This is a genomic window from Rhizobium sp. J15 (genome assembly GCF_002531825.1).
In the GTDB taxonomy this organism is placed as follows: domain Bacteria; phylum Pseudomonadota; class Alphaproteobacteria; order Rhizobiales; family Rhizobiaceae; genus Rhizobium.
Genome location: NZ_NWSX01000018.1, coordinates 62620 through 86241 on the forward strand (window position 1 = coordinate 62620; position 23622 = coordinate 86241).

At 63.4% G+C, this 23622-nt stretch carries 27 protein-coding genes; 12 read left to right on the top strand and 15 right to left on the bottom strand.

Features of this window, described 5'->3' with window-relative positions:
- Positions 1-27: 27 nt before the first annotated feature.
- Positions 28-837 (bottom strand): hypothetical protein, encoded by an 810-nt coding sequence (locus CO670_RS17380; protein ID WP_097591377.1) that lies wholly within the window; start codon positions 835-837, stop codon positions 28-30.
- 220 nt (positions 838-1057) lie between these two features.
- Here CO670_RS17380 and CO670_RS17385 point away from each other — a divergent pair, with 220 nt between their 5' ends.
- The gene (locus CO670_RS17385) at positions 1058-1666 is read left to right on the top strand and encodes a dienelactone hydrolase family protein (protein ID WP_097591378.1); all 609 of its coding nucleotides are present in this window, start codon (positions 1058-1060) and stop codon (positions 1664-1666) included.
- Positions 1667-1683: 17 nt separating this feature from the next.
- On the opposite strand, the gene CO670_RS17390 is transcribed toward CO670_RS17385, so the two are convergent.
- Positions 1684-2655 (bottom strand): DMT family transporter, encoded by a 972-nt coding sequence (locus CO670_RS17390; protein WP_097591379.1) that lies wholly within the window; start codon positions 2653-2655, stop codon positions 1684-1686.
- A gap of 392 nt (positions 2656-3047) precedes the next feature.
- Here CO670_RS17390 and CO670_RS17395 point away from each other — a divergent pair, with 392 nt between their 5' ends.
- The 4 genes from CO670_RS17395 (at position 3048) to CO670_RS17410 (ending at position 6355) form a co-directional block, all read left to right on the top strand.
- Entirely contained in the window at positions 3048-3518 is a 471-nt protein-coding gene (locus tag CO670_RS17395; protein ID WP_097591380.1) for a hypothetical protein, read from the top strand.
- Between the two features lie 119 nt (positions 3519-3637).
- On the top strand, positions 3638-4657 hold the full coding sequence (locus CO670_RS17400; protein WP_088687784.1) for an ATP-binding cassette domain-containing protein: 1020 nt from the start codon (positions 3638-3640) through the stop codon (positions 4655-4657).
- Positions 4658-4747: 90 nt separating this feature from the next.
- Entirely contained in the window at positions 4748-5548 is an 801-nt protein-coding gene (locus CO670_RS17405; protein ID WP_097591381.1) for an ABC-2 family transporter protein, read from the top strand.
- A gap of 3 nt (positions 5549-5551) precedes the next feature.
- Complete coding sequence (locus CO670_RS17410; RefSeq protein ID WP_097591382.1) at positions 5552-6355, top strand: ABC-2 family transporter protein; 804 nt, start codon at positions 5552-5554, stop codon at positions 6353-6355.
- 557 nt (positions 6356-6912) lie between these two features.
- Here CO670_RS17410 and CO670_RS17415 read toward each other — a convergent pair.
- Both CO670_RS17415 and CO670_RS17425 read right to left on the bottom strand, forming a co-directional pair.
- Complete coding sequence (locus CO670_RS17415) at positions 6913-7749, bottom strand: endonuclease/exonuclease/phosphatase family protein (RefSeq protein WP_097591383.1); 837 nt, start codon at positions 7747-7749, stop codon at positions 6913-6915.
- A 613-nt stretch (positions 7750-8362) separates the two neighbouring features.
- Entirely contained in the window at positions 8363-9313 is a 951-nt protein-coding gene (locus CO670_RS17425) for a LysR family transcriptional regulator (protein ID WP_210202688.1), read from the bottom strand.
- Between the two features lie 78 nt (positions 9314-9391).
- Here CO670_RS17425 and CO670_RS17430 point away from each other — a divergent pair, with 78 nt between their 5' ends.
- Positions 9392-9886, top strand: coding sequence for a GNAT family N-acetyltransferase (locus CO670_RS17430; protein WP_097591386.1), 495 nt, complete (start codon positions 9392-9394; stop codon positions 9884-9886).
- Between the two features lie 27 nt (positions 9887-9913).
- Here CO670_RS17430 and CO670_RS17435 read toward each other — a convergent pair whose 3' ends face one another.
- The gene (locus CO670_RS17435; protein WP_097591387.1) at positions 9914-10447 is read right to left on the bottom strand and encodes a DUF805 domain-containing protein; all 534 of its coding nucleotides are present in this window, start codon (positions 10445-10447) and stop codon (positions 9914-9916) included.
- Between the two features lie 164 nt (positions 10448-10611).
- Here CO670_RS17435 and CO670_RS17440 point away from each other — a divergent pair, with 164 nt between their 5' ends.
- On the top strand, positions 10612-11526 hold the full coding sequence (locus CO670_RS17440; RefSeq protein ID WP_097591388.1) for a hypothetical protein: 915 nt from the start codon (positions 10612-10614) through the stop codon (positions 11524-11526).
- Here the strand turns inward: CO670_RS17440 and CO670_RS17445 are convergent.
- The 6 genes from CO670_RS17445 to CO670_RS33000 all read right to left on the bottom strand — a co-directional run bounded on the left by CO670_RS17445 (position 11523) and on the right by CO670_RS33000 (position 16315).
- Entirely contained in the window at positions 11523-12173 is a 651-nt protein-coding gene (locus CO670_RS17445; RefSeq protein WP_097591389.1) for a glutathione S-transferase family protein, read from the bottom strand. The genes CO670_RS17440 and CO670_RS17445 overlap by 4 nt on opposite strands.
- 72 nt (positions 12174-12245) lie before the next feature.
- Positions 12246-12860, bottom strand: a complete 615-nt coding sequence (locus CO670_RS17450; RefSeq protein ID WP_245425860.1) for a demethoxyubiquinone hydroxylase family protein — start codon at positions 12858-12860, stop codon at positions 12246-12248.
- Between the two features lie 131 nt (positions 12861-12991).
- On the bottom strand, positions 12992-14140 hold the full coding sequence (locus CO670_RS17455; RefSeq protein ID WP_097591390.1) for an alpha-hydroxy acid oxidase: 1149 nt from the start codon (positions 14138-14140) through the stop codon (positions 12992-12994).
- Between the two features lie 134 nt (positions 14141-14274).
- Positions 14275-14685 carry a VOC family protein gene (locus CO670_RS17460; RefSeq protein WP_097591421.1) on the bottom strand — a complete coding sequence of 137 codons (411 nt, stop codon included), beginning with the start codon at positions 14683-14685 and terminating at the stop codon, positions 14275-14277.
- A gap of 262 nt (positions 14686-14947) precedes the next feature.
- Positions 14948-15955: a carbon-nitrogen hydrolase family protein gene (locus CO670_RS17465; RefSeq protein WP_097591391.1), complete on the bottom strand. Its 1008-nt coding sequence runs from the start codon at positions 15953-15955 to the stop codon at positions 14948-14950.
- Between the two features lie 183 nt (positions 15956-16138).
- Positions 16139-16315, bottom strand: a complete 177-nt coding sequence (locus CO670_RS33000) for a hypothetical protein (protein WP_176538965.1) — start codon at positions 16313-16315, stop codon at positions 16139-16141.
- Between CO670_RS33000 and CO670_RS17470 the strand changes: the two genes are divergently transcribed.
- Together CO670_RS17470 and dapB are read left to right on the top strand one after the other, a co-directional pair.
- Positions 16314-16529: a hypothetical protein gene (locus tag CO670_RS17470; RefSeq protein WP_097591422.1), complete on the top strand. Its 216-nt coding sequence runs from the start codon at positions 16314-16316 to the stop codon at positions 16527-16529. The genes CO670_RS33000 and CO670_RS17470 overlap by 2 nt on opposite strands.
- A 475-nt stretch (positions 16530-17004) precedes the next feature.
- The gene (gene dapB / locus CO670_RS17480) at positions 17005-17799 is read left to right on the top strand and encodes a 4-hydroxy-tetrahydrodipicolinate reductase (protein ID WP_097591392.1); all 795 of its coding nucleotides are present in this window, start codon (positions 17005-17007) and stop codon (positions 17797-17799) included.
- Positions 17800-18293: 494 nt separating this feature from the next.
- On the opposite strand, the gene CO670_RS17490 is transcribed toward dapB, so the two are convergent.
- The 3 genes from CO670_RS17490 to CO670_RS17500 all read right to left on the bottom strand — a co-directional run bounded on the left by CO670_RS17490 (position 18294) and on the right by CO670_RS17500 (position 20433).
- Positions 18294-18800, bottom strand: coding sequence for a GNAT family N-acetyltransferase (locus CO670_RS17490; protein ID WP_097591394.1), 507 nt, complete (start codon positions 18798-18800; stop codon positions 18294-18296).
- Between the two features lie 296 nt (positions 18801-19096).
- Positions 19097-19429: a hypothetical protein gene (locus tag CO670_RS17495; protein WP_176538970.1), complete on the bottom strand. Its 333-nt coding sequence runs from the start codon at positions 19427-19429 to the stop codon at positions 19097-19099.
- Positions 19430-19611: 182 nt separating this feature from the next.
- On the bottom strand, positions 19612-20433 hold the full coding sequence (locus CO670_RS17500; RefSeq protein WP_097591395.1) for an AraC family transcriptional regulator: 822 nt from the start codon (positions 20431-20433) through the stop codon (positions 19612-19614).
- Positions 20434-20527: 94 nt separating this feature from the next.
- On the opposite strand from CO670_RS17500, the gene CO670_RS17505 reads away from it, so the two are divergent.
- Both CO670_RS17505 and CO670_RS17510 read left to right on the top strand, forming a co-directional pair.
- Entirely contained in the window at positions 20528-21439 is a 912-nt protein-coding gene (locus tag CO670_RS17505; protein ID WP_097591424.1) for a phytanoyl-CoA dioxygenase family protein, read from the top strand.
- A 183-nt stretch (positions 21440-21622) separates the two neighbouring features.
- A complete protein-coding gene (locus tag CO670_RS17510) occupies positions 21623-21937 on the top strand; it encodes a hypothetical protein (protein ID WP_097591396.1) in 315 nt (104 codons plus the stop codon).
- 80 nt (positions 21938-22017) lie between these two features.
- On the opposite strand, the gene CO670_RS17515 is transcribed toward CO670_RS17510, so the two are convergent.
- Positions 22018-22506: a nuclear transport factor 2 family protein gene (locus tag CO670_RS17515; RefSeq protein ID WP_097591397.1), complete on the bottom strand. Its 489-nt coding sequence runs from the start codon at positions 22504-22506 to the stop codon at positions 22018-22020.
- 95 nt (positions 22507-22601) lie between these two features.
- Between CO670_RS17515 and CO670_RS17520 the strand changes: the two genes are divergently transcribed.
- Positions 22602-23552 carry a LysR family transcriptional regulator gene (locus tag CO670_RS17520; RefSeq protein ID WP_097591398.1) on the top strand — a complete coding sequence of 317 codons (951 nt, stop codon included), beginning with the start codon at positions 22602-22604 and terminating at the stop codon, positions 23550-23552.
- The last annotated feature ends 70 nt before the right edge of the window (positions 23553-23622 follow it).

The window sequence follows — 23622 nt, forward strand, 5'->3', positions numbered from 1 at the left end:
CATGCAGCGGACACAGCATCGTCTGACTTACAAGCCATACTTCTGTCCCAAGCTCCGCAAGCCGCTTATCAGGCCGTCGAGTTCGGCGGTAAATGCCGCACCTTGCACTTTGCAAAGACCGACCATTTCCTGAAGCGCCTCAATGTTTTTTCCCTCCATTGCTCGGGCGTGTTGAAATTTGGCGATCATTTCCCGGTCAGGATTGAAGTATGCCAAGGGCGAGACGGGATAGTCGCGAGTCCTCTTAATCGTTTCAAGGTAGAGAGCTGCACGAGCTTTCATTTCTTGAAGATGGTGAGCGGTGAGACCATCCAACAAAGGAGCGGCCTCGAGCCAAGGAGGTTGAATCGTCATGTTTGTCACAGCCAAGATTGCATGCCTGTATTCATCAAGGTCGTCCTTGAACGACTGGAGCAAGGGGTCATCGACTTCGGAAACTCCAGGCAGGACAGGAAAGCCCCGAGAGGAAAGCTGCGCCCTAATGCCGATCAGCCTTTCGAGGTCGGGATAAAGAAGCCGCTCTGCCACAAGACTGTCTTTTCGGATGGTGAGCTCAACGAGCTGGTTGTGTCTTTGTCTCGCTTCCCTGTCATTATTCTTCGCACTTTCCAGGATTTCATTGTGGCGTCGTTGGGCAGCCTGGTCGGTAACCTGCATTTGTCGAACGGTCGCATATGCGGCAATCACCGCAGCGATGCCCGTAATCAAAGTTTGAAATTTCTCAAGGAAAAGCCAAAGCGGTTGCGGAGGGCCTCCGAAGGCGGCAGGAGGCACAATGGCCATAAAAGCTATAACAGCCGCAGCGGCAACAACCGCGCCCCGTATATGTGCCGACATCAGATCCTCGGACTTATTTCAGCGATCTTTTTCACTTCCAACGATTCGCGGCAAGCCAGGACTTTGTATGGTGCGTTGAGGCGCTCAAGGTCCTTCAGAAAGAAACACGCGAACTCTGGATCACAAGCGACCGCCATCCACCGTTGAACCGATCCGAGCAAAGGCGGCGCCAATGTCGATCCGCACCCTCCCAGGCAAGGCGATAGCGCTTTAGGGTAACCTGCCCGCTCACCCGAGGAGCTCTGATATGGCCGAGGTCTTGCTGTTCCACCATGCCCAAGGGCTGACCCCGGGTGTGCGCGCCTTCGCCGATGACATCAGGGCCGCCGGTCACACCGTGCACACGCCCGACCTCTTCGGCGGACGCACCTTCCCAAGCATCGACGAGGGTCTTGCCTATATCGGCGAGATTGGATTCGACGACATCCGGGAGCGCGGCGTCCGCATCGCCGAAGACCTGCCGACCGCGCTGGTCTATGCCGGCTTCTCCTTCGGCGTGCTGCCGGCGCAGAAGCTGGCGCAGACACGGCCCGGCGCTCGCGGCGCCCTGCTCTTCCACGCCTGCCTGCCGATCAGCGGCGAGTGGGCCTTCGGCCCTTGGCCGAAGGGTGTTCCGGTCCAGATTCACGGCATGGACAACGACCCGATCTTCGCAGGCGAAGGCGATATCGACGCCGCCCGCGAGATTGTCGGCAAGGTCGAGACGGCGGAGCTTTTCCTCTACCCTGGCGACCGCCACTATTTCGCCGACAGCTCTCTCCCGTCCTACGACGCGGATGCGGCAGCACTCCTCACCGCCCGCGTGCTCGAATTCCTGGCCGGCGTCTGAGCGCATCGCGCTCATCCTCAGGCTTTGGTCTCCCCGGCTCTGGCCGCCGGCTTCAGCAGGATGATGAGAAGCAGGCCGGCGACGATAAGGGCCGCGCCTTCGAGATGATAGCGTTGCAGCTGTTCGCCGAGGAACAGGTAGGCGAGCACGGCGATAAAGATCGTCTGGATGTAAAGCAGCACACCGGCCCGCGCCGCGCCCAGGGCCTCGATGCTGCGATTGAAGAGATAATACATGACCGCGCCGCCCGGGATCGCGACATAGCCGAGTGCAATAAGGCCGCTGGTATTCAGCGTCGAGCGCTCGTCCGAGACAAGCTCGAACAGGTAGAAGGGCAGCGCCGTCACCACTGCCGCACCGAGAAGTAGTACGAGGAGCGCAAGGCGGTTCAGATCGAATTTCGCCCGGCGCAGCAGAACGGTATAGAGGCTGAAACAGAACGCGCCGGCGACGATCCACAGCTCTCCGGGATTAAGGTCGAGCCGCAGGAGCGCAGACGGGCTGCCCTTGACGATGATGACCACGATCCCGAGAAAGGCGAGGATCGATCCGATCACCTGCCAGCGGCCCATCGGCTCGGCCAGAATGAAACGGGCAAGGATCATGGTGAGGATCGGGATCAGGGCGATGATGATGCCGGCGGTCGTCGCATCGGCATGTTCGAGGCCGACGAAGATCAGGCCCTGACAGATCGCAAGCCCCATGCCGCCGATGGCGAGCAGCTCAAGGCCGCGAGCCCGCATGAGCGCGACCATGGCGCCGAAATGCCGGTGCACGATCGGCATCAGGATCGCCCAGGCGATCAGCACGCGCCAGAAGCAAAGCGCCCAAGGCGGCATCTCCGAAGAAACCCATTTCGCGGCGATATAGACGCCGGCCGACAGCAGCCAGCAGAAAACCCCCACGGAATAGGCCCCTGCAAGCGAACCGCCCGCCGCCTGTTCCGTCCCGACCGTGTCGCGATGGACCCCCAAGACATGTATCGCCATGGCCCAGTTATGCCACAATTCCCGAGCGCTGCACAGATGAAGGCGCGAGTTGTTCGCTTGTGGCGCGAGGACGAACCCGGCATCGGCGGGCCGGCTAGGCGCTGGAACTGACCAAGAGGCTGGTAGTCTGAATCGGAATGCCGGGGCGAAGTTTCTGGCCTTTCAGGCGACTGACAAGGTTCAACCTCCCTTTTCGTCATGCTCGGGCCTGTCCTCGGCACAAGGCCGAGGAGGACGTCGAGGTTCGCCGCTAAGCTCACCCCAACTCGCCAACGCGTATATCCGCATAAGTCCCAGTTCACATCACTACGCACGCGATTGACCGGTCAATCGTGACTGGCAATTGTAACGAATTGCGATGTATCGACGCCGCATTCTCAAAAGGCGAATTGATGGATTCTATTCTTTATATTGCGCCGATCTTGATTTCCATGTTCGCGAACGCTGCCGATTTGCACGAGAGCTTCTCCATAAAATCGCTCGATGCGATCGAGGCCAAATGCCCGGAATTCGCAAAGAATGCATTCGACGCGGCACTGATTTTTACGTGCGATAAGGACGAACGTTCTTTGAGAATGGTAAAGCTCCTGACGTTCGACGGCCGTTCCTACATCAAGGATCCAGAGACCCACGCCAGACAAATCTTGCTGGATCTGCGCGATATTATACATGAAGAATTTCAAATAGAGGCCGAAATACCAACTTGCCACATAAGGACCGACTCCCTCGGAAGATGCAAAAGGGTCTATAGTTTACGTGGCTCCAAGGATTCCTATGAGGCGGCTTTGGCCATCAACCCCATCGAGGAGCAAATGGACAGCTTCTCCTATGTCTTCGTCCTGGACTGGCAGCATCACGACTGATTGATAGAAGCTCAGGCGAACCGCCCGAAGCTCAACTTGACCTTGCACGAATCCCACATCCCGCTAGCCTGCTTCTCCCTGCTACAGCCGAGTCGGCTTGAACACGCGAGGCAATGCGCATGACGGCTGTGATCGAGGCCCGGGGCGTCAGCAAGCGCTTCCGGCAGCATAAGCGATTTCCCGGTCTCCTCGGCGCCTTCAAGACGCTGGTGACCAGCGAATATACCGAGGTGCTGGCCGTTTCCGACATCGGCTTCGATATCGGCGCCGGCGAGGCCGTCGGCTATCTCGGGCCGAACGGCGCCGGCAAATCCACCATGATCAAGATGATGACCGGCATTCTGGTGCCGAGCGAGGGCTCGGTTTCCGTGCTCGGCCGCACGCCGCATCTCTCCCGCATGGCGAACGCCCGCGAGATCGGCGTCGTCTTCGGCCAGCGCAGCCAGCTCTGGTGGGATCTGCCGCTGATCGACAGCTTCACCCTGCACCAGCGCATCTACGATATCCCGGCCGCCCGCTACGGCGATAATCTCCGCCACTTCAGCGAGCTGCTCGATCTCACGCCCTTTCTCGATCGCGCCGTGCGCCAGCTCAGCCTCGGCCAGCGCATGCGCGCCGAGATCGTAATGTCGCTGCTGCACGATCCGAAGATCCTGTTCCTCGACGAACCCACGATCGGCCTCGATGTCGTCGCCAAGGATGCGGTGCGCCGCTTCCTCGCCGAGATCAACCGCGAGCGCGGCGTCACCATCATCCTCACCACCCACGACCTGCAGGATATCGAGACCATCTGTCCGCGCCTGATCATGGTCGATCATTCCAGGCTGATCTTCGACGGCGAGCTGAAGAGCCTGCGCGCCGCCCTCGGCTCCGCCCGCCGGCTGACGCTGGAATTTGCGGCCGATCCCGGCCCGCTGCACCTCACCACCGCCTCGCTCGTCAGCGACGAGGGCCTGCGCAAGAATTACCTGATCGAGCGCGAAGACGTGTCGCTGGTCCGCATCCTCTCCGAGGTCGGCGGCGACCGCGGCCTGAAGGACGTGGCGCTGCACGAGCCCGACATCGAGGAGGTCATCCGCACCTTCTACCAGCGCCGCAATGCCGAGCAGCGCCAGAGCGCCAAGGTCCGGGTGTCATGAGCGCCTATCTCGCCTTCGCACGCAACGCCCGGGCGCGGCCACTATGAGCGCGTACCTTGCCTTCGCACGCAACGCCCAGGCGCGGCCACTATGAGCGCCTACTTTGCCTTCGCACGCAGCGCCTTCCATGCGCAGCTCGCCTATCGCAACGAGGTCTGGGCCAATATTTTCGGCAAGCTCGTGCAGGTCTTCGCCCGCGTCGCCATCTGGCTTGCCGCCTTCGCCGGCATCGGCAGCAGCGTCGTCGACGGCGTCTCGCTGCAGCAGATGGTGACCTACGCCCTGCTCGGCGGCGCGGTGATGGGCGCCACCCGCCCGGAGCGGGTGATCAACGAGATCGGCCGCTCGCTGAAGTCAGGCGACATATCGGTCTGGCTGCTGAAGCCCATCTCCTATCCGCTCTATCTCTTCGCCAATGAAAGCGGCTCGTTCGGCTATCGGCTGCTGACCCAGGTGATCCCGACCATCGCCGTCACCGCGCTGTTCTACGGCATGCTGCCGCCGGCAAGCCTGTTCGATGGCGTCATGTTCATCGCCTTCTGGGCGCTCTCCTTCATCCTCATCTTCCTGATGTCGGCGCTGTGCGGCCTGATCGCCTTCTGGCTGATGACGAGCTTCTCGCTGGACTGGATCCTCGGCGCCCTGCTGCAGTTGTTCTCGGGCCTCTTGGTGCCCTTCTGGTTCTTCCCCGAGCCGCTCGCCACGATCGCCCGCCACCTGCCCTTCGCCTGGGTGGTCTATTATCCCAATGCCGTCTATCTCGGCCGGCTCTCCCCAGCCGATATCTGGCTGCATTTCGGCCTCGGCCTCGGCTGGGCCGGCCTTTTCCTCGCGGGCGTGCTCTGGCTCTGGCGCCGAGCTTCCACCCGCATCACCGTGCAGGGAGGCTGACCCGTGATCCTCCACCACATCCGCGTCATTCCGCTCCTGGTGCGCATGTTCATCCGCTCGCAGATGGAATATCGCGGCGCCTTCTGGCTCGATCGCTTCGCCCAGATCCTCTCCTATGGCAGCGTCTTCGCCACGATCAGCATCCTGCTTTCCCGCTTCGATACGCTGGGCGGCTGGACCTGGTCCGAACTCGCCTTGCTCTACAGCTTCCAGCTGCTCGCCTATTCGCTCGGTGCTGCGATGAGCTTCACCCAGCTGCGCGACCTCGAGGAGCAGGTGCGCCTCGGCACTTACGATGCCCTGCTGGTCAAGCCCTTCAGCCCCTGGGTCTATCTGATCTTTTCCGGCCTCAACATCGGCTATGCCGGCCATATCATCCTCGCCGTGCCGCTGATGGCCTGGGCCGTCTTCTCGGTCGATTTCGCCTGGACGCTGCCCGCCGCACTCTTCTTCATCGCCGCTCTTCTCAGCGCCACGCTGCTGACCGCCGCCCTCATCACCATGATCGGCGCCACCGCGCTGATCTGGGTGCGCTCCAACCATCTCTTCTCGATCTTCTTCGGCTTCTGGGAATTGATGCGCTACCCGCTGAACATCTTCCCCGGTCCCATCCAGCTCACCCTGCTCACCGCCGTGCCGCTGGCGCTCACCAGCTCGGTGCCGGTCGGCGCCCTGCTCGGCAAACCCATCCCCATCCTCGGCCCCCTGGCCGGCCCGGCCTCCCTCCTCGCCGGCCCGCTCTGGGCACTGCTCGCCATGGCCTACTGGCGCTACGCCAACAGCAAATACCAGGGCGCCGGCGGGTGATGGATGAAGGAGTGGTGGAATGAATTTGCTGGGCATCCACAAGCAGAACGAGCCAGATCACGGCACCAGCGACACTAACCAACGGCCTGCCGTATACCCGGCACGCCTTCTCCTTCGTCATTCATGCGGCCTCAGGCTTCGCCCGAGGGTCGTCGCAGGAATCCAGCCACCGCACGTCCGCGCAGTGAGTGACCTCAGGACCGGTGCCGGCAGCCGAATGAGAGACCGTACGGCACAACTTACACGCCTTTTGCAGGCTGCCGTCGCCCATACGAAATGTTACCGACTGCCACAAACGCGTGATCCATCCACCCGCCAGCCGCGCACCGCGCCCCGGCCGGCGCCGTTCTGCAACTTCATGTTGGGACTTTGGTCCAACTAGCTCTAATCGCAGAATGATTTAAGATCGGGTTGTCCTTTCGAAAGGGCGCGGAGGAAGCCTGGCAATTAGAGTTGTGCGTTTGCGTATGCCGGGCTTCCCCCCGATTTCGCCGGTTGCGGTCCAAAAACCCATTCTCCAAGGTTGCAGCAATCTTTCGGCAACGGCAAAAGCCGTCTCACGCATTCAACCCGACATCGATATCGGCCATCACCCCATAATGGTCGCTCGGCCATAGCCCTTCCACTGGCCGCTCGAAGACGCGCTCGGCTGACAGGATCTCCGCCCGGCCCTTCGGATGCGCATCCCACGATCCGACCAGCACATAGTCGAACCGCTTGCCATAATTCTTCTGGCCGATGATCCGCCCGGCGCCGGCCCGGGCGTTGGGGTTCTCATCCGTCCAGGTTTCGCCGGCGCCGCTGCCGGCTCGCTCCCAGGCGTCGTGGTAACAGACGCTCTGGCCCGCGAGCGACTGCCGCCCGGTGAGGAAGCGTATCGATGCGGCGTCCGGCCCGGCATTGAGATCGCCGGCGATCACCGTCGGCAGCGCCTGCCGGTGCCTGGCATCGAGCTCGCTGAGCGCCAGCGCATGCCGCTCGCGGGCGGCCTCCGCCGCCGGGCGCAAGGCCGCCGTCGTGGCGATGAAAAGCAGGCGGCCCGCCTCGCCGAGATCGACGATGGCGGCAAGGCTTGCCCAGGGCACGTCGGGCGCCTGCGGAATTCTCGGATCGAGCGCCTCCACCACCCTGTGCGGCAAGCGCGTCGCAATCGCCGTGCCGCCGTAGCGATCGGAAAAAGGCGGCCGGAACGCCTGCACCTCCTGCTGATGCGTCACCTGCATGCCGAGCCCCTCGACGATCGTATCGAGGCTCTTCCTCTCCGGCGTCTGGATGACTTCCTGCAAGGCCAGAAGATCGGGCTTCAGCCGGCGAAGCTCCCGATTGATGACCTCATGCCGCCGGCCGTCCCCCTCGACATTCCAGACATTCAACGTGATGACGCGCACGCGCATGGCTTCGAACCTGTTCTGTGGGAATGCAGGTTAAAGCAGCAGCGGCCCGATAGGTTCCCGCCGTCGGATTCGGCCATTTCGAAGAACGGGATCGGCGAGAGCTGGAGGGAAGGCGATCGCGGCACCCACCAACGTCCCTCATCCTGAACCTATTCTGCCCGGCTCATTTCTGCCCTTCGGGCTCGCCTTCGCCATTTTCGGACGGCTTACCCTTATCGGGCCAGGTATATCGAAGCTCTTTCCAGGATTGCCGCCAGAGATATAGCCTAGGGCACGCAAACCTCAGCCATTCCTCTTCGGAATTCCGCTGCACCTCTTTGCGCTCATTCTCCACGGAAAGCTCCAATCCCACGAACAGGGGCACCGGCCCGCACAATACGTCCGACAGCTGAAAATATCCAAGCCGGATTGAAAGATCGCCGGCGTCAATCAGCTGCGGCCACACTGCCCCGCTTGCGGGAGCCTGACCTGCCCTATCTGGCGGCCGCCGGAGCCGGGAGGACGTGCCGTGAGGCCCCCTCATCTGCCTGCCGGCAGATGAGGGGGCCTCACGGCACAGCCTTTATTGCTGGACCAAGGTCGAGGAACGCCCGCTCGAACAACAAACCAAACCTCACCCAGAACGCCAACCACCCTCGGCATTCTCGAACAACGCCCGCACCTGCTCCCGCATCCACCGTTGCGCCGGCGCTGCCGCGTGCCGGGTGTGAAAGAAGGCCCGAAGCCTATACGGCGCAATCGCGAAAGGCGCCGGATACACGGCAAGCGGAAGCGCCTTGGCCAGTTCCTCCGCCGCCCGTTTCGGGATCGTCACCAGCAGATCCGACCCGGCGATGATGAAGGGAGCGACCATCAAGCTCGGCAATTCCACCGCCACCTCCCGGTGATGGCCGGCCTTCAGCAAGGCCGCGCTGACCACGCTGCCGGCGTCCCCCCATGGCAGAACGGCCACATGCCGTTCGTTCAGATATTGATCGAGTGTCAGAGCCCCGCCGATCCTGGGGTGATCGCGCCGCGCGGCGACGACGTAATCATCGGAAAAACAATCGAAACCCTTCACGCCCTCATAGCCGTCGGCGGCACTTTCCGTGAAGCCGAGCGCTATCTGCACCCTCCCGGCCGCAAGATCATCGAGCGATTGCTCATGCCCGGAGTGAACGACCTTGATGCGCAGATGCGGGGCCAGCGTCGCAAGACGCGAAATCAGCCGGGGAAGCACCGCAAAGGCAGTGAAATCGGTCGCGGCGAAGGTGAAGGCGGCGGTGCTCGTTTTCGCCTCGAAGGGCTGCGCGCCGTCGAGCCGGTCCCGCAGGATCTGCAGCGCCTCCGCGACGCCCGCGGCGATTTCCATGGCCTGCGCCGTCGGCTGCATCGCATTGCCGTAGCGCACGAACAGCTCGTCCGAGAGCGTCTCTCGCAGCCGGGCGATCGCATGGCTGCAGGCCGAAGGGCTCATCGCCAGCTCGTCCGAGGCGGCAAGAACGCTGCGGTGCCGATAGACGGCCTCGAAGACGACGAGAAGATTGAGATCGAGCCGGCGCAGAGAGAAGTGCATACTGTGCATTCTATCCTGAAATCAATGCAGCACAAACATCTCCGCAATGCGCTATATCAGGCAAAAACCACGAAGCTACGAGCACCCATGACAGACCGCCCCACCTTCCGCCAGGCCGCTCCAGGCGATGCCGCCCGATGCTTCGAAATCGAGACGTCAGCCTATGAGGGCGACGAGGCGGCGACGCTCGCAAAGATCGCCACACGCATCGCCGAATATCCGCAAGGTTTTCTCATCCTCGAAGCCGGCGGCCGCATCCTCGGCTTCATCAACAGCGGCTGCGCCTTCGAGGTCGTCATGTCGGACGAGGCCTTCAAGGAACTGATCGGCCACGATCCCGCCGCCCCCAACGCCGTCATCATGTCGGTCGTGGTCGATCCGCACGAGCAGGGCAAGGGCTATTCGAAGCTGCTGATGCAGGAATTTATCCGCCGCATGTCCGGCATGGGCAAGCAGACCATCCATCTCATGTGCAAGGATCGCCACGTCCCGCTCTACGAAAAGCTCGGCTATCGCTACGTCAGACCATCGGACTCCGGCCATGGCGGCATGGCCTGGCACGAAATGAGAATGGACCTCTGAGGGCTGAGGATGACGCGTGCGGAGAGACTACAGCCCCCGGCGGCCAAAGGTGGCCCCGCCGCGGCTCGGCGGGCGATGAGCCGAAGGGATTTCAACCCTGCCCGAAGGCTTCGAAACAGGTGGCGGATCGAAGGCCGGAGAGTCGGAGACGTGATGTTTGCTCGGCACCAGGAGGAGACATAGTCCGTAGCCAAAGTTCGTGGCCTTCACCATCTTGGAGATAATGTCTGCCGCGGTTCCTTCGGGGATCACCAGCGGCGCAAGATATGCGATGGCATTGATCGCGATGGAGGCCGTGATAAGGATACGCGGGTCCCAGCCTATGTCGCGGACTCGAGCCGCCTGGGTGCTGAAGCTTATCCAAAAAGCCGGCAATAGCATGATCCCCAGGATGAGAAACGTCGCACCCGCCCCCATGCCCTCCCTGCTTCCGAACGATGGCGCCATGATCCACAAGCCGCCGCCGATGATGCCGCCTATCACGAGAGTGGTGGCCACGCACACGGCCAGATATTGCAGCCTCCTCAGGCGCCCGCGAAACGTGAATAAACTCTCCAGCATTGCAACCCCCTGCTTTGAAGTGGCAACACACCACACAACTTCTTCAAATCATTGAATCCAATCAATAAAATGCGAGGAAACACCTGACCTCAAAGCATCAGGGCTCCGCTTTAATCGTTTTTCAAGAACGATGGTGGAAAAACAGCCTGTGGTGGAGTTTGCCGATGCCCCGATCGTTATGGTTCTTCGCTTTTACGGCGGTCGTTTATTACCTCCAGTACATTCCCGGTATCGATGTGATGCTGATGATCCTGCTGGCGTCGATGTGGCCTGTCGTGACCGTCAATATGGGTTTTGCCGGCATCGCCATTGAAGCGATCTCGGGAGCCGTAAGCCGGGGCTGGCTTTGCGTGCCGCTGGCCTATTTCGGCGGAAACCTGATGCTGGCGGGTGCAAGCCATTATCAGTTCTGGCAGCTGGAACGAAGCATCGAAGCGGCCAACGCCACCCAGTCGCTGCCTTTCCCTTCCGAAGGCACCCTGGTCATCGATGCGACCCGGTCGGCGATGGGCGGGATAGCCGAAGGTCTGATAGGCCGCTTCGACATTCCGTTGGTCTATCAGATATCGGATTCGTCGCAGGGGGTCTTTGCCTGGAGGATCGCCACCGGCGCCCTGTGCCGGGCGCGCGACCCCGGGAAAGGCACGGCATTCGGCTATCAGGAAAAGCGCCGGCTGGTCGCGGGCATGTGCACCTATCGCAGCAAGCAGACGCCGCCTCGTGAAGCGGTGAAACTTATCTTCAGCCCGCCGACGACGCACGAAAGCTTTCTTCTGCCCTATGAAAAGCACGTGCTGACCATCACCGACGGCAAGCACGAGCCGATAGAGTTGCTCTATGCACGGGCCCGGCCTCTCAACTGGTTTCCCATGCCGTTCGGCGGCTGCTTCAGAGGCCCGGGCGACCCAAAATCCGCCTGCACCTTCGGACCCCTGCGCGTTTTCGCAACGCCGATCGGCGACACGGCGGCCATGGTGGCAACGGCCCTGAAGCTGACGCCGAGCCCGGCGAGCGAGCGCAGGCAGAAGATCGAAGCGAGGGCAAGCCAGGCAGCTCTCCGGCCGGCGCTTTCCTTCTAAAGCGTGCCCGCCGCCGTAAACACCGCCAGCTGCGCCGCAAAGGCGCGCTTGTAGGCAGGCCTTGCCTCGCCGCGGGCGGTATAGGCGGCAAGGTTCGGATAGTCCGCCAGCAGTTGCGAGCCTTTCAGCCGCAGCAGCACCGTCACCATCAGCAGGTCGCCGGCGCTGAAAGCCCCGTCCAGCCAATCGGCATCGCCGAGGCGGCGGGAGAGATCGTTCAGCCGCTTGCGGATCGTGGTTTCCAGCGCCTGCAGGCGCTGCTCGTACCAGGGCTCACCGCGCTCCAGGATGGTGGCAAGCGCGCGGTCGAAGATCGGCGGCTCTATCGTGTTGAGGGCGGCAAACATCCATGCGATCGCCCGCGCCCGGGCATTCGCCTCCGCCGGCAGCAGGCCCGGATGGCGCTCGGCGATGTGGAAGACGATCGCCCCGGACTCGAAGAGCGCGAGATCGCCTTCCTCATAGGTCGGGATCTGCCCGAAAGGCTGAAGCGCCAGATGCCTGGGCTCCCTCATCGTCTTGAACGAGACGAGCCGAACCTCGTAGGGCTCGCCCACCTCCTCGAGCGCCCAGCGCACGCGCATGTCCCGCGCCAGCCCCTTGCCGCGATCGGGCGATTTTTCAAAGGCGGTGATGGTAATGGTCATCGTCGTTCTCCATGCTGGCCTGCCTTGAAGACGCCTGGCCGAAGGCCGATCCGACACTCTGCGCGAGATAAATCACCGCGCACGCGCCATTTCGGCGCGCATCCAGCTCGAATCTCCCCAGGTGGAGAGCCAGATCATCAGGTCGGTGAGTGCGCCGATGACGGGCAGCAGCAGCGCGCGGCCGAGGCCCCGCCTTTCCTGGCGGTCTTCCGCCTGGCGCAGATGCGCCAGCTCCTCTTCCTGGATCGATGCGATCAGCGCATGAAGCTCGGGATCGCGGCTTTCAAGGAAGGCCAGCTGGTCTTCGAGATGGCGGTGCACCGTGCTTTCGACAGCCTCGGTGCAGATCCAGATCATGTTGCGCCCGCAAAGCGCCGTCAGCAGGCCGAGCACATAGCCGCCGAGGCTCCAGAATGCCATCACGCGGCAGGGTCTCGCCCGCCTTGCCGGCATCGCCTCGTAAAACAGTCGGCAATGCTCGATCTCGTCCTCGCGCATCTCGTTGAGATCAGGCACGATTTCCGGAAACAGCCGCCGCGCCACCGCGATCTGGGCGCCATAGATCCTGATCGCGCCGAACTCGCCGGCATGGTTGACCTTCAGGATGCGGCGGACGGTGATATCGGGATTGCGCCCGCCCGGCCTGTTCCGCACCCCTCTCGACAGCTCGCTCGATGGATTGGCCACACCCCTGCTCCCGTTGCCCTGCACGAGTAGGAGCGCGCGCCGCCGCTCTCGTCAAGAGGTGGCGGCAGCCGGGTCAATCCGCCGCAGCGGCACAACGATCAGCCCTCGGGCGTGGCGCGGCCGCGCGAACATCACGCACGGAAGCGCAGGTTGCGCCGCGTCAGCTGGCTGACCGATGTGCAGCCCATCAGCTTCATGCCGCGCTCGATCTCGGTGCGCATCGTCTCCAGCGCGCGCTCGACGCCGGGCTGGCCGGCGGCGGCGAGCGGGAAGAGATAGTAGCGGCCGAGGCCGACCGCCTTGGCGCCGAGCGACAGCGCCTTCAGCACATGCGTTCCACGCTGCACGCCGCCATCCATCATCACGTCGATCCGGTCGCCGACCGCATCGACGATCTCGGCCAGCTGGTCGAAGGCGCTGCGCGAACCGTCGAGCTGGCGCCCGCCATGGTTGGAAAGCACGATGCCGGTACAGCCGATCTCGACCGCGCGCTTGGCGTCCTCCACCGACATGATGCCCTTCAGGCAGAATTGCCCGCCCCAGGCCTGCACCATCTCGGCCACGTCGTTCCACGACATGGAAGGATCGAGCATCTCGGTGAAATAGCGACTGATCGACAGCGCGCCGCCATCCATCTTCACGTGGCTTTCGAGCTGCGGCAGGGCGAAGCGCTCATGCGTCAGCCAGCCGATCGCCCAGGAGGGCTTGATCGCAAATTGCGTCATGCCGGCGAGATTGAGCTTGAAGGGAATGGAAAAACCGGTGCGCTTGTCGCGCTCGCGGTTGCCGCCGGTGATGCTGTCGACCGTTAGCATCATCGCCTGTACGCCCGCCGTCTTCGCCCGCGCCATCATCTCGCGGTTCAGCCCGCGGTCCTTGTGGAAATAGAACTGATAGACCTGCGGCCCGCTGCTGATCTGCCGCGCCTCCTCCAGGCTGATCGTACCGAGCGAGGAAACGCCGAACATCGTGCCGTACTTCGCCGCAGCCGCCGCCACCGCCCGCTCCCCCTGATGGTGGAAAAGCCGCTGCAGCGCCGTCGGCGAGCAATAAACCGGCATGGCGAGCTTCTGCCCCATGACGGTCACCGACATATCGACATCGGCCACCCCGCGCAGAACATCCGGCACCAGATCGCAATTCTCGAAGGCCGCCGTATTGCGCCGATAGGTTACCTCGTCATCGGCGGCGCCGTCGATATAGTCGAAGATCGGCCCGGGAAGACGCTGCTTGGCCATGCGCCGGAAATCGTGGAAGTTATAGCAGTCTGTAAGGCGCATCTCTTTGCTCGACCCGTTCAAGTTTTCGGGCCGCAACCTAATGCACGATTCGAAATCTTGCCAAGGCTTCGTTGTACGATTTGCGACCTGTCGGGCCGGATATTGCTGCTTGAGCGGTTTTCGCGCGCAAACGCTCAGGCGATGCCGGACGAACCCTCCCTGCCCGGCCCATGCCGATCCACCCGCCACGGCGGATCGATGCGGTTGGATCCGCCGAAATAAAGCACGATGCGGTTGCCGCCGGGATCGAACAGCTCCGCCTCCCGCCACAGCCAGCTCTTGTCCTCCGGCCCGCCCGAAAATTTGACGCCGGCTGCACCGAGCCTGGCGACCGTCCCGTCCAGATCCTCACACTCGAAATAAACCGTCGTCCCGCCGCCGCCTTTTTCTCCCTGATGCAGCGAAAAAGTGCTGTCCCCATCCGGGCAGAGGAAGCGCGCATAACGCGGACGCGCATCGACGATGGGGCGAAGACCAAGAGCCCGATAGAAATCCCACCCCGCATCGAGATCAGGCATCGTGACGGTCACTTGATTGAGGCGCATGCCCATATCCTCCGCTGAGCCCGATGGCCCCGGCCACCCTGCACAGACCCGCCACTACCGCTACCGCACCCCGCCCGATCCTCCAATACCCTTGCGCCGGCACGGCATCCTCCAGCCTGCCTTACGGGCGCGGCACCCTCCAACGCTCCTCATGCTGAGGTGCGCAGGCCGAAGGCCGAAGCCTCGAGGACACGCGCCCACTCCGCTCCTTGCAACCATCCGCCGCCGGCGCAGGATCGCGCCGGCAGCGTCGCACGCCCAGCTAGAACATATCCCGCCCGTCGCTGCGCGGGTCACCCTCCACCCGATGCGGCTCGTAGAGCCCGGAGCGGGCCTTGCGCCGCCACGGCCGGGAGAGATCGCCGGGATTGTCGTCGATATCGACAAGGGCAATCGCGGGCATCCCGTCCGCCGGGCATTGCGCAGCCCACCGGCCGCCGGGAGCGACGATGCCGGAAGAAGCCGGCTGGCCTTCCGAGCCGCGATGGGTCAGCATCGAGAAGCTGACCCAGTAGCTGTTGGTGGCCGCATGTCCCTGTGCCTCGGCGGCGAAGGAGGGCTCGTTCGCCGGCGAGCCGCCAGTGGTCGAAAAGAGCACGCAATTTACGTCCAGCCGCTCATACTCAGCAAAAATCTCGGGATAATGGCACTCCATGCCGAGCGAACAGCCGAAGCGGATCCCGTCAATCTCGAAAGTGACGGGGATAGAGCCCGGCGTGTACATGAAGGAGATCTTGGTGTTGGACAGCAGCCGCTCGTCATAGCGCGTCACCAAAGCACCACGATCGGAAACGACATAGAGGCTGTTGTGCGGCCGGTGCGGTTCGGTCAGCCGATGCACCGATCCGAACAAGGCCCAAAGCCCGAGTTCGCGCGCAAGGCTGCGCGTCGCATCCAGCTCCTCGCGCAGCACCGCCCACTCGACCCGGCGCCAGTCGGACGGTCCGATCTCCCGCGGGCCGATCGCCGACATAATGCGCTTGTTCGGCGCACAGGTCACGCCCTCTGGAAAATGCACGAGCCGCGCACCCGCCTCCCGCGCCTGCCGCATCAGCATGCGCATTTCCCGCCCGCTTTCGTGAAGTGCGGCAACATCGCGCGGATCGTCGAAACACCTGGTCTGCGCCACGGCTAGGCGCAACCGCCTGACGTGCTCATTCTCACCCTTCCGAGAGCCGCCGCGCATATGCATGAGAGCGGTCGTGTAGGATTCGCCGGTCTTGGCGGCGCGAGCGCGCACACGCCGTTTGAAGTTTGCGTTTTCGGTCATATCTTGGCCTTCCCAGTCTCGGACGGCATTCCCCGGCAAGCACATCCCAGACGTCAGGTCCAAGGTTGGCGACCCGAGACGAAAGTCCCTTTGCCTCCTGATGAAGACCCTGCCGGGGAGGATCGAAGGAGGTTCGGCGGAAGGTCACGCCGAGTGAAAACATGCCGCCGCGCCTCCGATTCGTCAATTCAGCAGATGCCCGGACGGCCCGCGCTCGCGCCAAATAAAACGGCGAAACCCATCAAAACAACCACCTGCCGCCATCGCCTGAATCAAATTCTCAAGCGACGCGCTTTTACTGGCCTCGAAACTCGTGTCAGACTGTCCCGGCCAGGAGATCATCGAGAAGGCCGGAACCATGCACAAGTTCACCGTATCCATCGCCCGCGAGATCGAAGCCGACAGCGCCGAGGAGGCCGCCCTGCTGATGTATCAGGAACTGGCGAAGGGACCGGTGCCCGACCGCTACACCGTCACCGACGAGGCCAAGGTGACGGCGGAGCTGAAGCTCGACCGCGACAAGGCCGATGAATTCGCCAGCATCGACCACACCGCCGATCCGGGCAATTGGTAAAAGGCGAACATGCATGAAGAACGAGGCGAACGCGCCCGCCTCAGCGAATGCAAGAAGCAGCGTTGCGGCGTGCTTCGAGGCTCCGCCCTTTGGGCTGCGCGCCTCAGCAGGAGGGACGTTGGAGGATGCCGCACCTGACACCGGATGCTCGATGGCGGAGCACCCACCTCTCCTCCGTCATTCCTGTGCTCGTCACAGGAATCCAGTGCGCCCAAGTCCTTGGGCGCGGGAGACACTTTTTTCTATGAGTCATTCACGGCGCGGACGCGCCGTGGCTGGATTCCTGTGACAGGCACAGGAATGACGGCGGAGAGGTGAGTGCCCCGGAAAAGTTTCGAGGGCGTGGCGAGTGCTCTTACTATGACGAATACAAGGGGATGCTCCACAAGCTTTCGCAATTCCGAGCAATCCAGCTTTGCACCAATCCCGAACTGCGCTAATCGCCAAGCCCAAGCTCCCGCTGCAAGGAAACAACGTGACGCCACCCATCAAGATCGCCGTCGCCGGCATAAACGGCCGCATGGGCCGCGCCATCCTGCCGCTGCTTCAAGCCGATCCCGATTTGGCCTTCATCGGCGGCATCGGGCGTCCCGGCGCGTCAGGCGAAGGGCTGATCGACCGTGCGGGCGCGATTGCGGCGGCCGACGTCATCCTCGACTTCACCACGGGCAGCGCCGCCGCCGAGCTTGCCGGATTGTGCGCGGCATCGGGCGGGCCGGCGCTGGTGATCGGGGCGACCGGTTTCGAGCCGGACGAGCTGGAGCGGATCGCGGAGGCCGCCCGCAGCATTCCCATCCTGCGCTCCGGCAATTTCTCGATCGGCCTCAACATGCTGCTCGGCCTCGTCTCCCAGGCCGCACGCGCCCTTCCCGCCAGCGCATGGGATATCGAAATCCTCGAAACCCATCACGCCAGGAAGATCGACGCGCCTTCCGGCACCGCGCTGATGCTCGGCGAAGCGGCGGCGGCCGGCCGCGGCGTCTCGCTCGCCTCTGTCGAGCGGCGCGGGCGCGACGGCTTGACCGGCGAACGCCCACCCGGCGAAATCGGCTTCGCCGTCCTGCGCGCCGGCGGCATCATCGGAGAACACAGCGTGCTCTTCGCCGCCGCCGAGGAAGTGATCACCCTCTCGCATTCGGCCCTCGACCGCGCCATGTTCGCCCGCGGCGCACTCGCCGCCGCCCGCTGGATCGCCGGCCGCCGCGCCGGCGAATACACCATGGCGGATGTGCTGGGCCTGACCGCGGATACAGGCGGACAAGCCGAATGAATACAGCGGCTTGAAGTGGGCGCCTGAATCAAATTCTAAGCAGCCTCCCGTGACCGATCGGGTATCGCCGGCAGCGGGCATCGGGACCTTTTCGCTCACGCTCAAGAGAGCCTCATCCTGAGGCACCCCTGCAAGGAGCCTCAAAGGACGAGGCGGGTGCAAGAAGCGGCATTGCGGCGCGTGCTTCGAGGCTCCGGCCTATGGCCTGGGCCCCTCAGCATGAGGAGCGTTGGCGAACGCCGCGCTTCACGCCAGATGCTCGATGGCGAAGCACTACCTCTCCTCCCTCATTCCTGTGCTCGTCACAGGAACTCGTTTCCTTTCAATAGAGTCATTCACGGCGCGGACGCGCCGTGGCTGGATTCCTGTGACGGGCACAGGAATGAGGGAGGAGAAGTCGGTGCCACTCGGCCTGCGCACCTCAGCATGAGGAGAGGTGGATACTCGGAGAGACCTTGAGAGCAAGGCGAGCGCGTCCAATTCTGAATCCCGCCCTACCCCACCAGCCGCCGCGCCATCATCACGTCGTCGATCTCCCTGTCATCCTCCAGCACGCCGCCGGGGATGCGGCCGATCTCGGTAAAGCCCTGCCGCTGGTAGAAGCGCATCGCCGCCGGGTTTTCGGCGCTGACGAACAGCTCCAACTGCCGGAGGCCGATCGACCGCGCATGATCGGAAATCGCCGCGAGAAGCCTGACGGCAAGCCCCGTGCCGCGCAGGCCCGCGCGGACATAGACCATGACGATCGTGGCGCGGTGGGCCATCTTGCTCGACCGCTGCCGGAACAGGCCCATGATGCCGACGGGCTGGCCGTCCTGAAACGCGATGAAGACCGGCTCGCTCAGCCGCTTGCGCCACTCCTCGAGGGACAGCACCTCCCAATCCTCATAGCGGCTGGCGAAGGAGGACGGATTGGTGCGCAGCGCTTCCAGCCGGATCTGCCGGAAAGCCTCCACATCGTCCGGCCCGACCAGCCTGATCGTCACGCCGCCTGCATCCATCATCGCCTCCCGAGATATCGGAGCCACTGTCATTGCAGCCGGCTTCGACCGATGCAACCCGGAAGATGTGTGTCTCTATTGCTTGGGGCGGCCGCGTGGGCGAGCGGCGGATGCAGAAGCAACGCTGCGACGCGTGCTTCGAGGCTCCACCCTTTCGGGCTGCGCACCTCAGCATGAGGAGCTTTGGAGGATGGCGCGCCGTGATAGAGAGAAGCCCGGCCGATAGCTGTTCCGGTCTACCTCGCCAGGTCAGCGCGCGCCCAGGCGCAAGAGACTTCTCGCCCAACAGCAGCCATTCACTGCGCCGGCGTCCCCACCCGGCCGCCTTTGCGGACGCCCGAAGGGTCGGCGTCCGCCGGGCTTGTCGGCCTGAGTTCCCATTGCGCGGGCGGGCGGGCGGGTTGGTCGGCGGGCGGCTCGGGGGTCGAGCGCACGATGAGATCATCCGCCTGCTCCGTCGGCCCAGCGGCCGTCTGGTCGTCCGGCCTCTCCATGTTGAACGGCGCGATCTGACGGATAACGACGAGAAGAACTATCCCGACGACCATACACACCAACGCATAGAGAACGAAATATTTCAGTGCATATCCCTCGCTGATTGGCGGACCAGCCTTGACAGCGGCGTAAATGATATTTCCGCATCTTTGAATGATACTTCGAGAGAAGGCAATAGATTTTAATCGTTCCAAAGAAATTTCAGAATTGCACAGCAGAAAATAAGCTCGTTATTGAAGAGACTTGCAAAGCATCTCGCGCGATGCTCGATTTATTCCTCGTCATCCCGGCAAAGGCGAGCGCCGGCCGAAACCGCTCAGCCGCGCCGGTATCGCACCCGGAAATCGCGCGGGCTGCAGCCTTCCCGCGCGTGAAACACCCGCGAGAAATAGAACGGGTCGTCGATGCCGACCGCGGCGGCGACGGCTTCGATCGTCTCGTCGGTGGTGACGAGCAGCTGCTTGGCCTGATCCATGCGGGCGCGAAGCTGGAAGGCCTTGGGCGGCAGGCCGGTCGCGGCGATGAATTTCCGCCGCAGCGTGGCGGGCGAGATGCCGTGCTCGGCGGCGAAAGCCGCAAGATCGAGCACCTGCAGCGCCCTGCCCCGCAGCGCCTCGACGAGATCGCCCGCCGCCGCCTCGCCGCCGCGATCCGCAGCACCGCCCGCCTGCCGCGCGGCGGTGATGACGATGCGATGCAACGCCAGAGCCGCCGAGGCCTGGCCGAGATGGCTGTCGTCGGCGAGATCGGCATGAACCTGGCCGAAGAGCCGCGCCATCTCTTCGGCATGGCGCAGCGCCACCAGCGGATGCCGCTCCGCCATCAGCCGCATGCGCACGAAATCCCGCGTGAACGAACCTTCGAACAGCGCCCAGCGCTCGTCCCAGCCGTTTTCGTCGGGCCCATAGGAATGCAGGCGGTGCGGAAACAGCCAGAAGAGCGCCGGCCCCGCGACGGCCTGGCGCCCGCCGGCGGCGGTTTCGAGAAAGCCCTGCCCGCGCTCCACCAGCACGGCCGCGAAGCTCGGCAGCTTTCTGTCCTTCACCGCATGGCGCGCATGCTGCCGGCCGCTGCCGGTGACGGCAAGCCCGCCGGCCGCGGCAAGCGGCGAACGATAGATGGCTTCGGCCTCTCTCATGAGCGAAAAGTCCAGCTGCAGCTTTCCTCCATGGCAAAAAGCACATGTAGACAGCAAATTAGAGACAGATGAAATCAAGCCATGGATGCATGAAATGTCAATTGCCGGCATGAGAACGCTTGAGACGCCCCTCGCCGCCCATGGCAGGACGATTCCCACGCAAAGGCTCGGCCCGCTTCAGCCGACCGATCCCGCCATCGGTGTCGGCGCCATCCGCCGCCGCTATGAGGAGGACGGTTATGTCTGGCTGAAGGGCCTGCTGCCGCGCGCCGAAGTGATCGATTTCCGCCGCTGGGTCTTTGCCCGCCTCGCCGAAACCGGCCTGCTGGCGCCGGGCCATGATTTCGCGCTCGGCATCGCCGCTAGCGAAGGCGTCGACTGGAGCCTTGCCGACCGCCGCCTGATGTCGCTCGTCCGCTCGGCCGCCTATGAAGGCTTCTGCGCCCAGCCGCCGCTCGTGCGCTTCATGGACGCCTTTCTCGAAGGCATCTCCTATCTGCATAAGCGCAAGCTGATGCGCTATACCAAGCCGGGCACGCCGATGGCGACGCCCGCCCATTACGATCTCGTCTATCTCCGCGGCGGCACCAGCCGGCTCGTCACCGCCTGGATCCCGATCGGCGACATGCCCGCCGAAATGGGCGGCCTTATCTATCTCGAAGGCTCGCACGCCCTCGGGCGCGGCATGGAGGCCGAATTCCGCCTCCGCAGCGGCGATCTTACGCCGGAAGAGCGGATCAGCGCCTATAACAGCCACATGGCCGAAGGCGGCTGGATCTCCAAGGATCTGCCCGATATGGCCGAACGTTTCGACGCCCGCTGGCTCGCCGCCGATTACGAAGCCGGCGACGTCGTGCTTCACTCCCCCTACATGATCCACGCCGCCACCACCAATGAGGACCGCGCCGGGCGCCTCCGCCTCTCCACCGACATCCGCTACCAGAACGTCGACGACGAAATCGACGCCCGCTGGAGCAACCATTGGAGCCTGGGGGATATGCTGTAGTAGAAGGCGTGCGTAAACTGGCAGACCATCGGAGAAGCGGCTCAGGCAGCGAGGCATATATGCAAATTGTGGCCGGCGTCCGTTCGCGGTAATAGAGCTTGAGGCAGACAACAACTGCAGCCCGCGGCACAGTTGCGCTCAGCATTGCGGGACAAACGGCAGATAGACATCGGAAAAGAGTAAATGGCAGGTTTTTCCGAAGAAATACTCGAGGAATTTGGTTCAGACGGATTCTTTTATAACATCCGGAAGATGAACTTCGTAAAGATTGAGGCTGTTAGAGCCATCGAGAAAATCCGTCATCTTGATCCCGGCACGTGTAGCGAGAGCGAGAAGAAGGAGGCGGCATATCTGATCTGGGAGCTTCCAGTCCACGCCCTGTGGTGGCGAGACAGATGTGTCGCGATGGGAGCGGACAAAGCCGAATTCGACGCTTATGCCCACGAGCTACAGCGTGTCGTCGCGGAAAAAATGAAGGCACTGTTGGACCAGTCATGATTTGAAACGGCAAGACAGACGTTGTTGATCTATTCGATCGCGCTTCACCGACTTCTCCGCCACTCGCTTGCGGAGCTTTCCTAGCCGACCGCCGCCGCCTGCCCCAGTGTCGCCGCCTGTTCCAGGCTGATGCCGTTGGCAAGCGGATCGGCGTGGCGGTGCGCCAGCCGCCATTCTCCGCCCTCGCGGCGATAGACCAGGGTGACGCGCAGCGCCCAGTCCTGCATCGGCAGGCTGCCGACTTCGACGCGGGCCCGCTCGATGACGGCTAGGACGATCATCTCGGCCGAGCCATAAGCCTGCACCAGTTCCAGCTCGAAGTCACCATTGGCAAAGAAGCGGCCGACCGACTGCCAGCGCTCCTCCGTCAGCTCCGCCCCGCGCGTCGGCCGTCCGCCGAAGGGAGACATGAGGGTGAAATCGGCCGCCAGCGGATTGAGAGCGCGGTAGGTGCCGATATCACCGCGCATCAGCGCCGCATTCGCGTCCGCGGTGCGGCGGACGAGTTCGGCGCATAGAGTGTCGGCAGCGCCGGCTTCGGCGCGTTTGAGATGGGATACGGATGGCATGGGCCTGCTCCTTGAGCGATGCGGACGCCTGTCTGCGCCGCCGCCGGACAATCCCATTTCGCCGGCGCTGAATCCAATGATATGATTTCAGCAATATGCTGAACCAGATTGATCTCTCTCGCATCGATCTCAACCTCCTCGTCCTCTTCGAGGCCGTGCTGGAGGAGCGGCATGTCGGCCGAGCGGCCGAGCGGCTGAACCTCACATCCTCGGCCGTCAGCCACGGCCTCGGTCGGCTGCGGCGGCTCATGAACGATCCGCTGTTTCTGCGCACGCCGAAGGGCGTGGTGCCGACGGCGCGCGCGCTGGAGCTCGCCGCCCCGATCGCCGATGTGCTGGCGCGCCTGCGCAGCGTGCTATCATCGGCCGAACCCTTCGATCCCGCCACCTCCGGGCGTCGTTTCACCATCGCCGCCCCGGACGGAATTTCGGCCGTGCTGCTGGCGCCGCTGCTCGCCGAGCTTTACCGCAGAGCGCCCGGCATCGATATCGCCATCCGCCAATTGCTGCCGGCGCAGGGCGAGAGCGCGCCCGAACGCGCCTGGCGCGGCGCCTTTGCCGATCTCGAAGAGCGGCTGACCGATATTGCCGTCCTCCCCACCGGGCACATTCCGGAGCGCTTCCATGTCAGCGGTCTCTACGACGAGGATTTCGTCGTCGCGATGCGCGCCGGGCATGCCTTCGCCGGCGAGCCGACGCTTGAGCGCTATTGCGATGAGCAGCATCTGGTCGTTTCGCCGGGCGGCGATCCGCATGGCTTCGTCGATGAGGCGCTGGCCGGCCGGGGCTGCCGCCGCCGGGTCGCGCTCACTGTGCCGAACTTCATGTTCGCCCTCACCATCCTTGCCGAAACCAATCTCCTCTGCGCCCTGCCGAGGCGCTTCGCCGCCATGCATGCGGCGCGCTTCGGCCTGCAGAGCGTCGATGCGCCGCTCGAACTGGCGCGGTTTCGCATCAATGCCGTCCTCCCCAAGGTCGCGCTGATGGATGCCGGCGTCGCCTGGCTGTTGGCCGTTCTCGAGGACGCGCGGCCGCCCATCCCGTAAACGTCAGCAGGCCGCCGGCCACTCCCTATAACCCTTTCGTCATCGAGACAGCGCCGGCAAGATCGGCTAG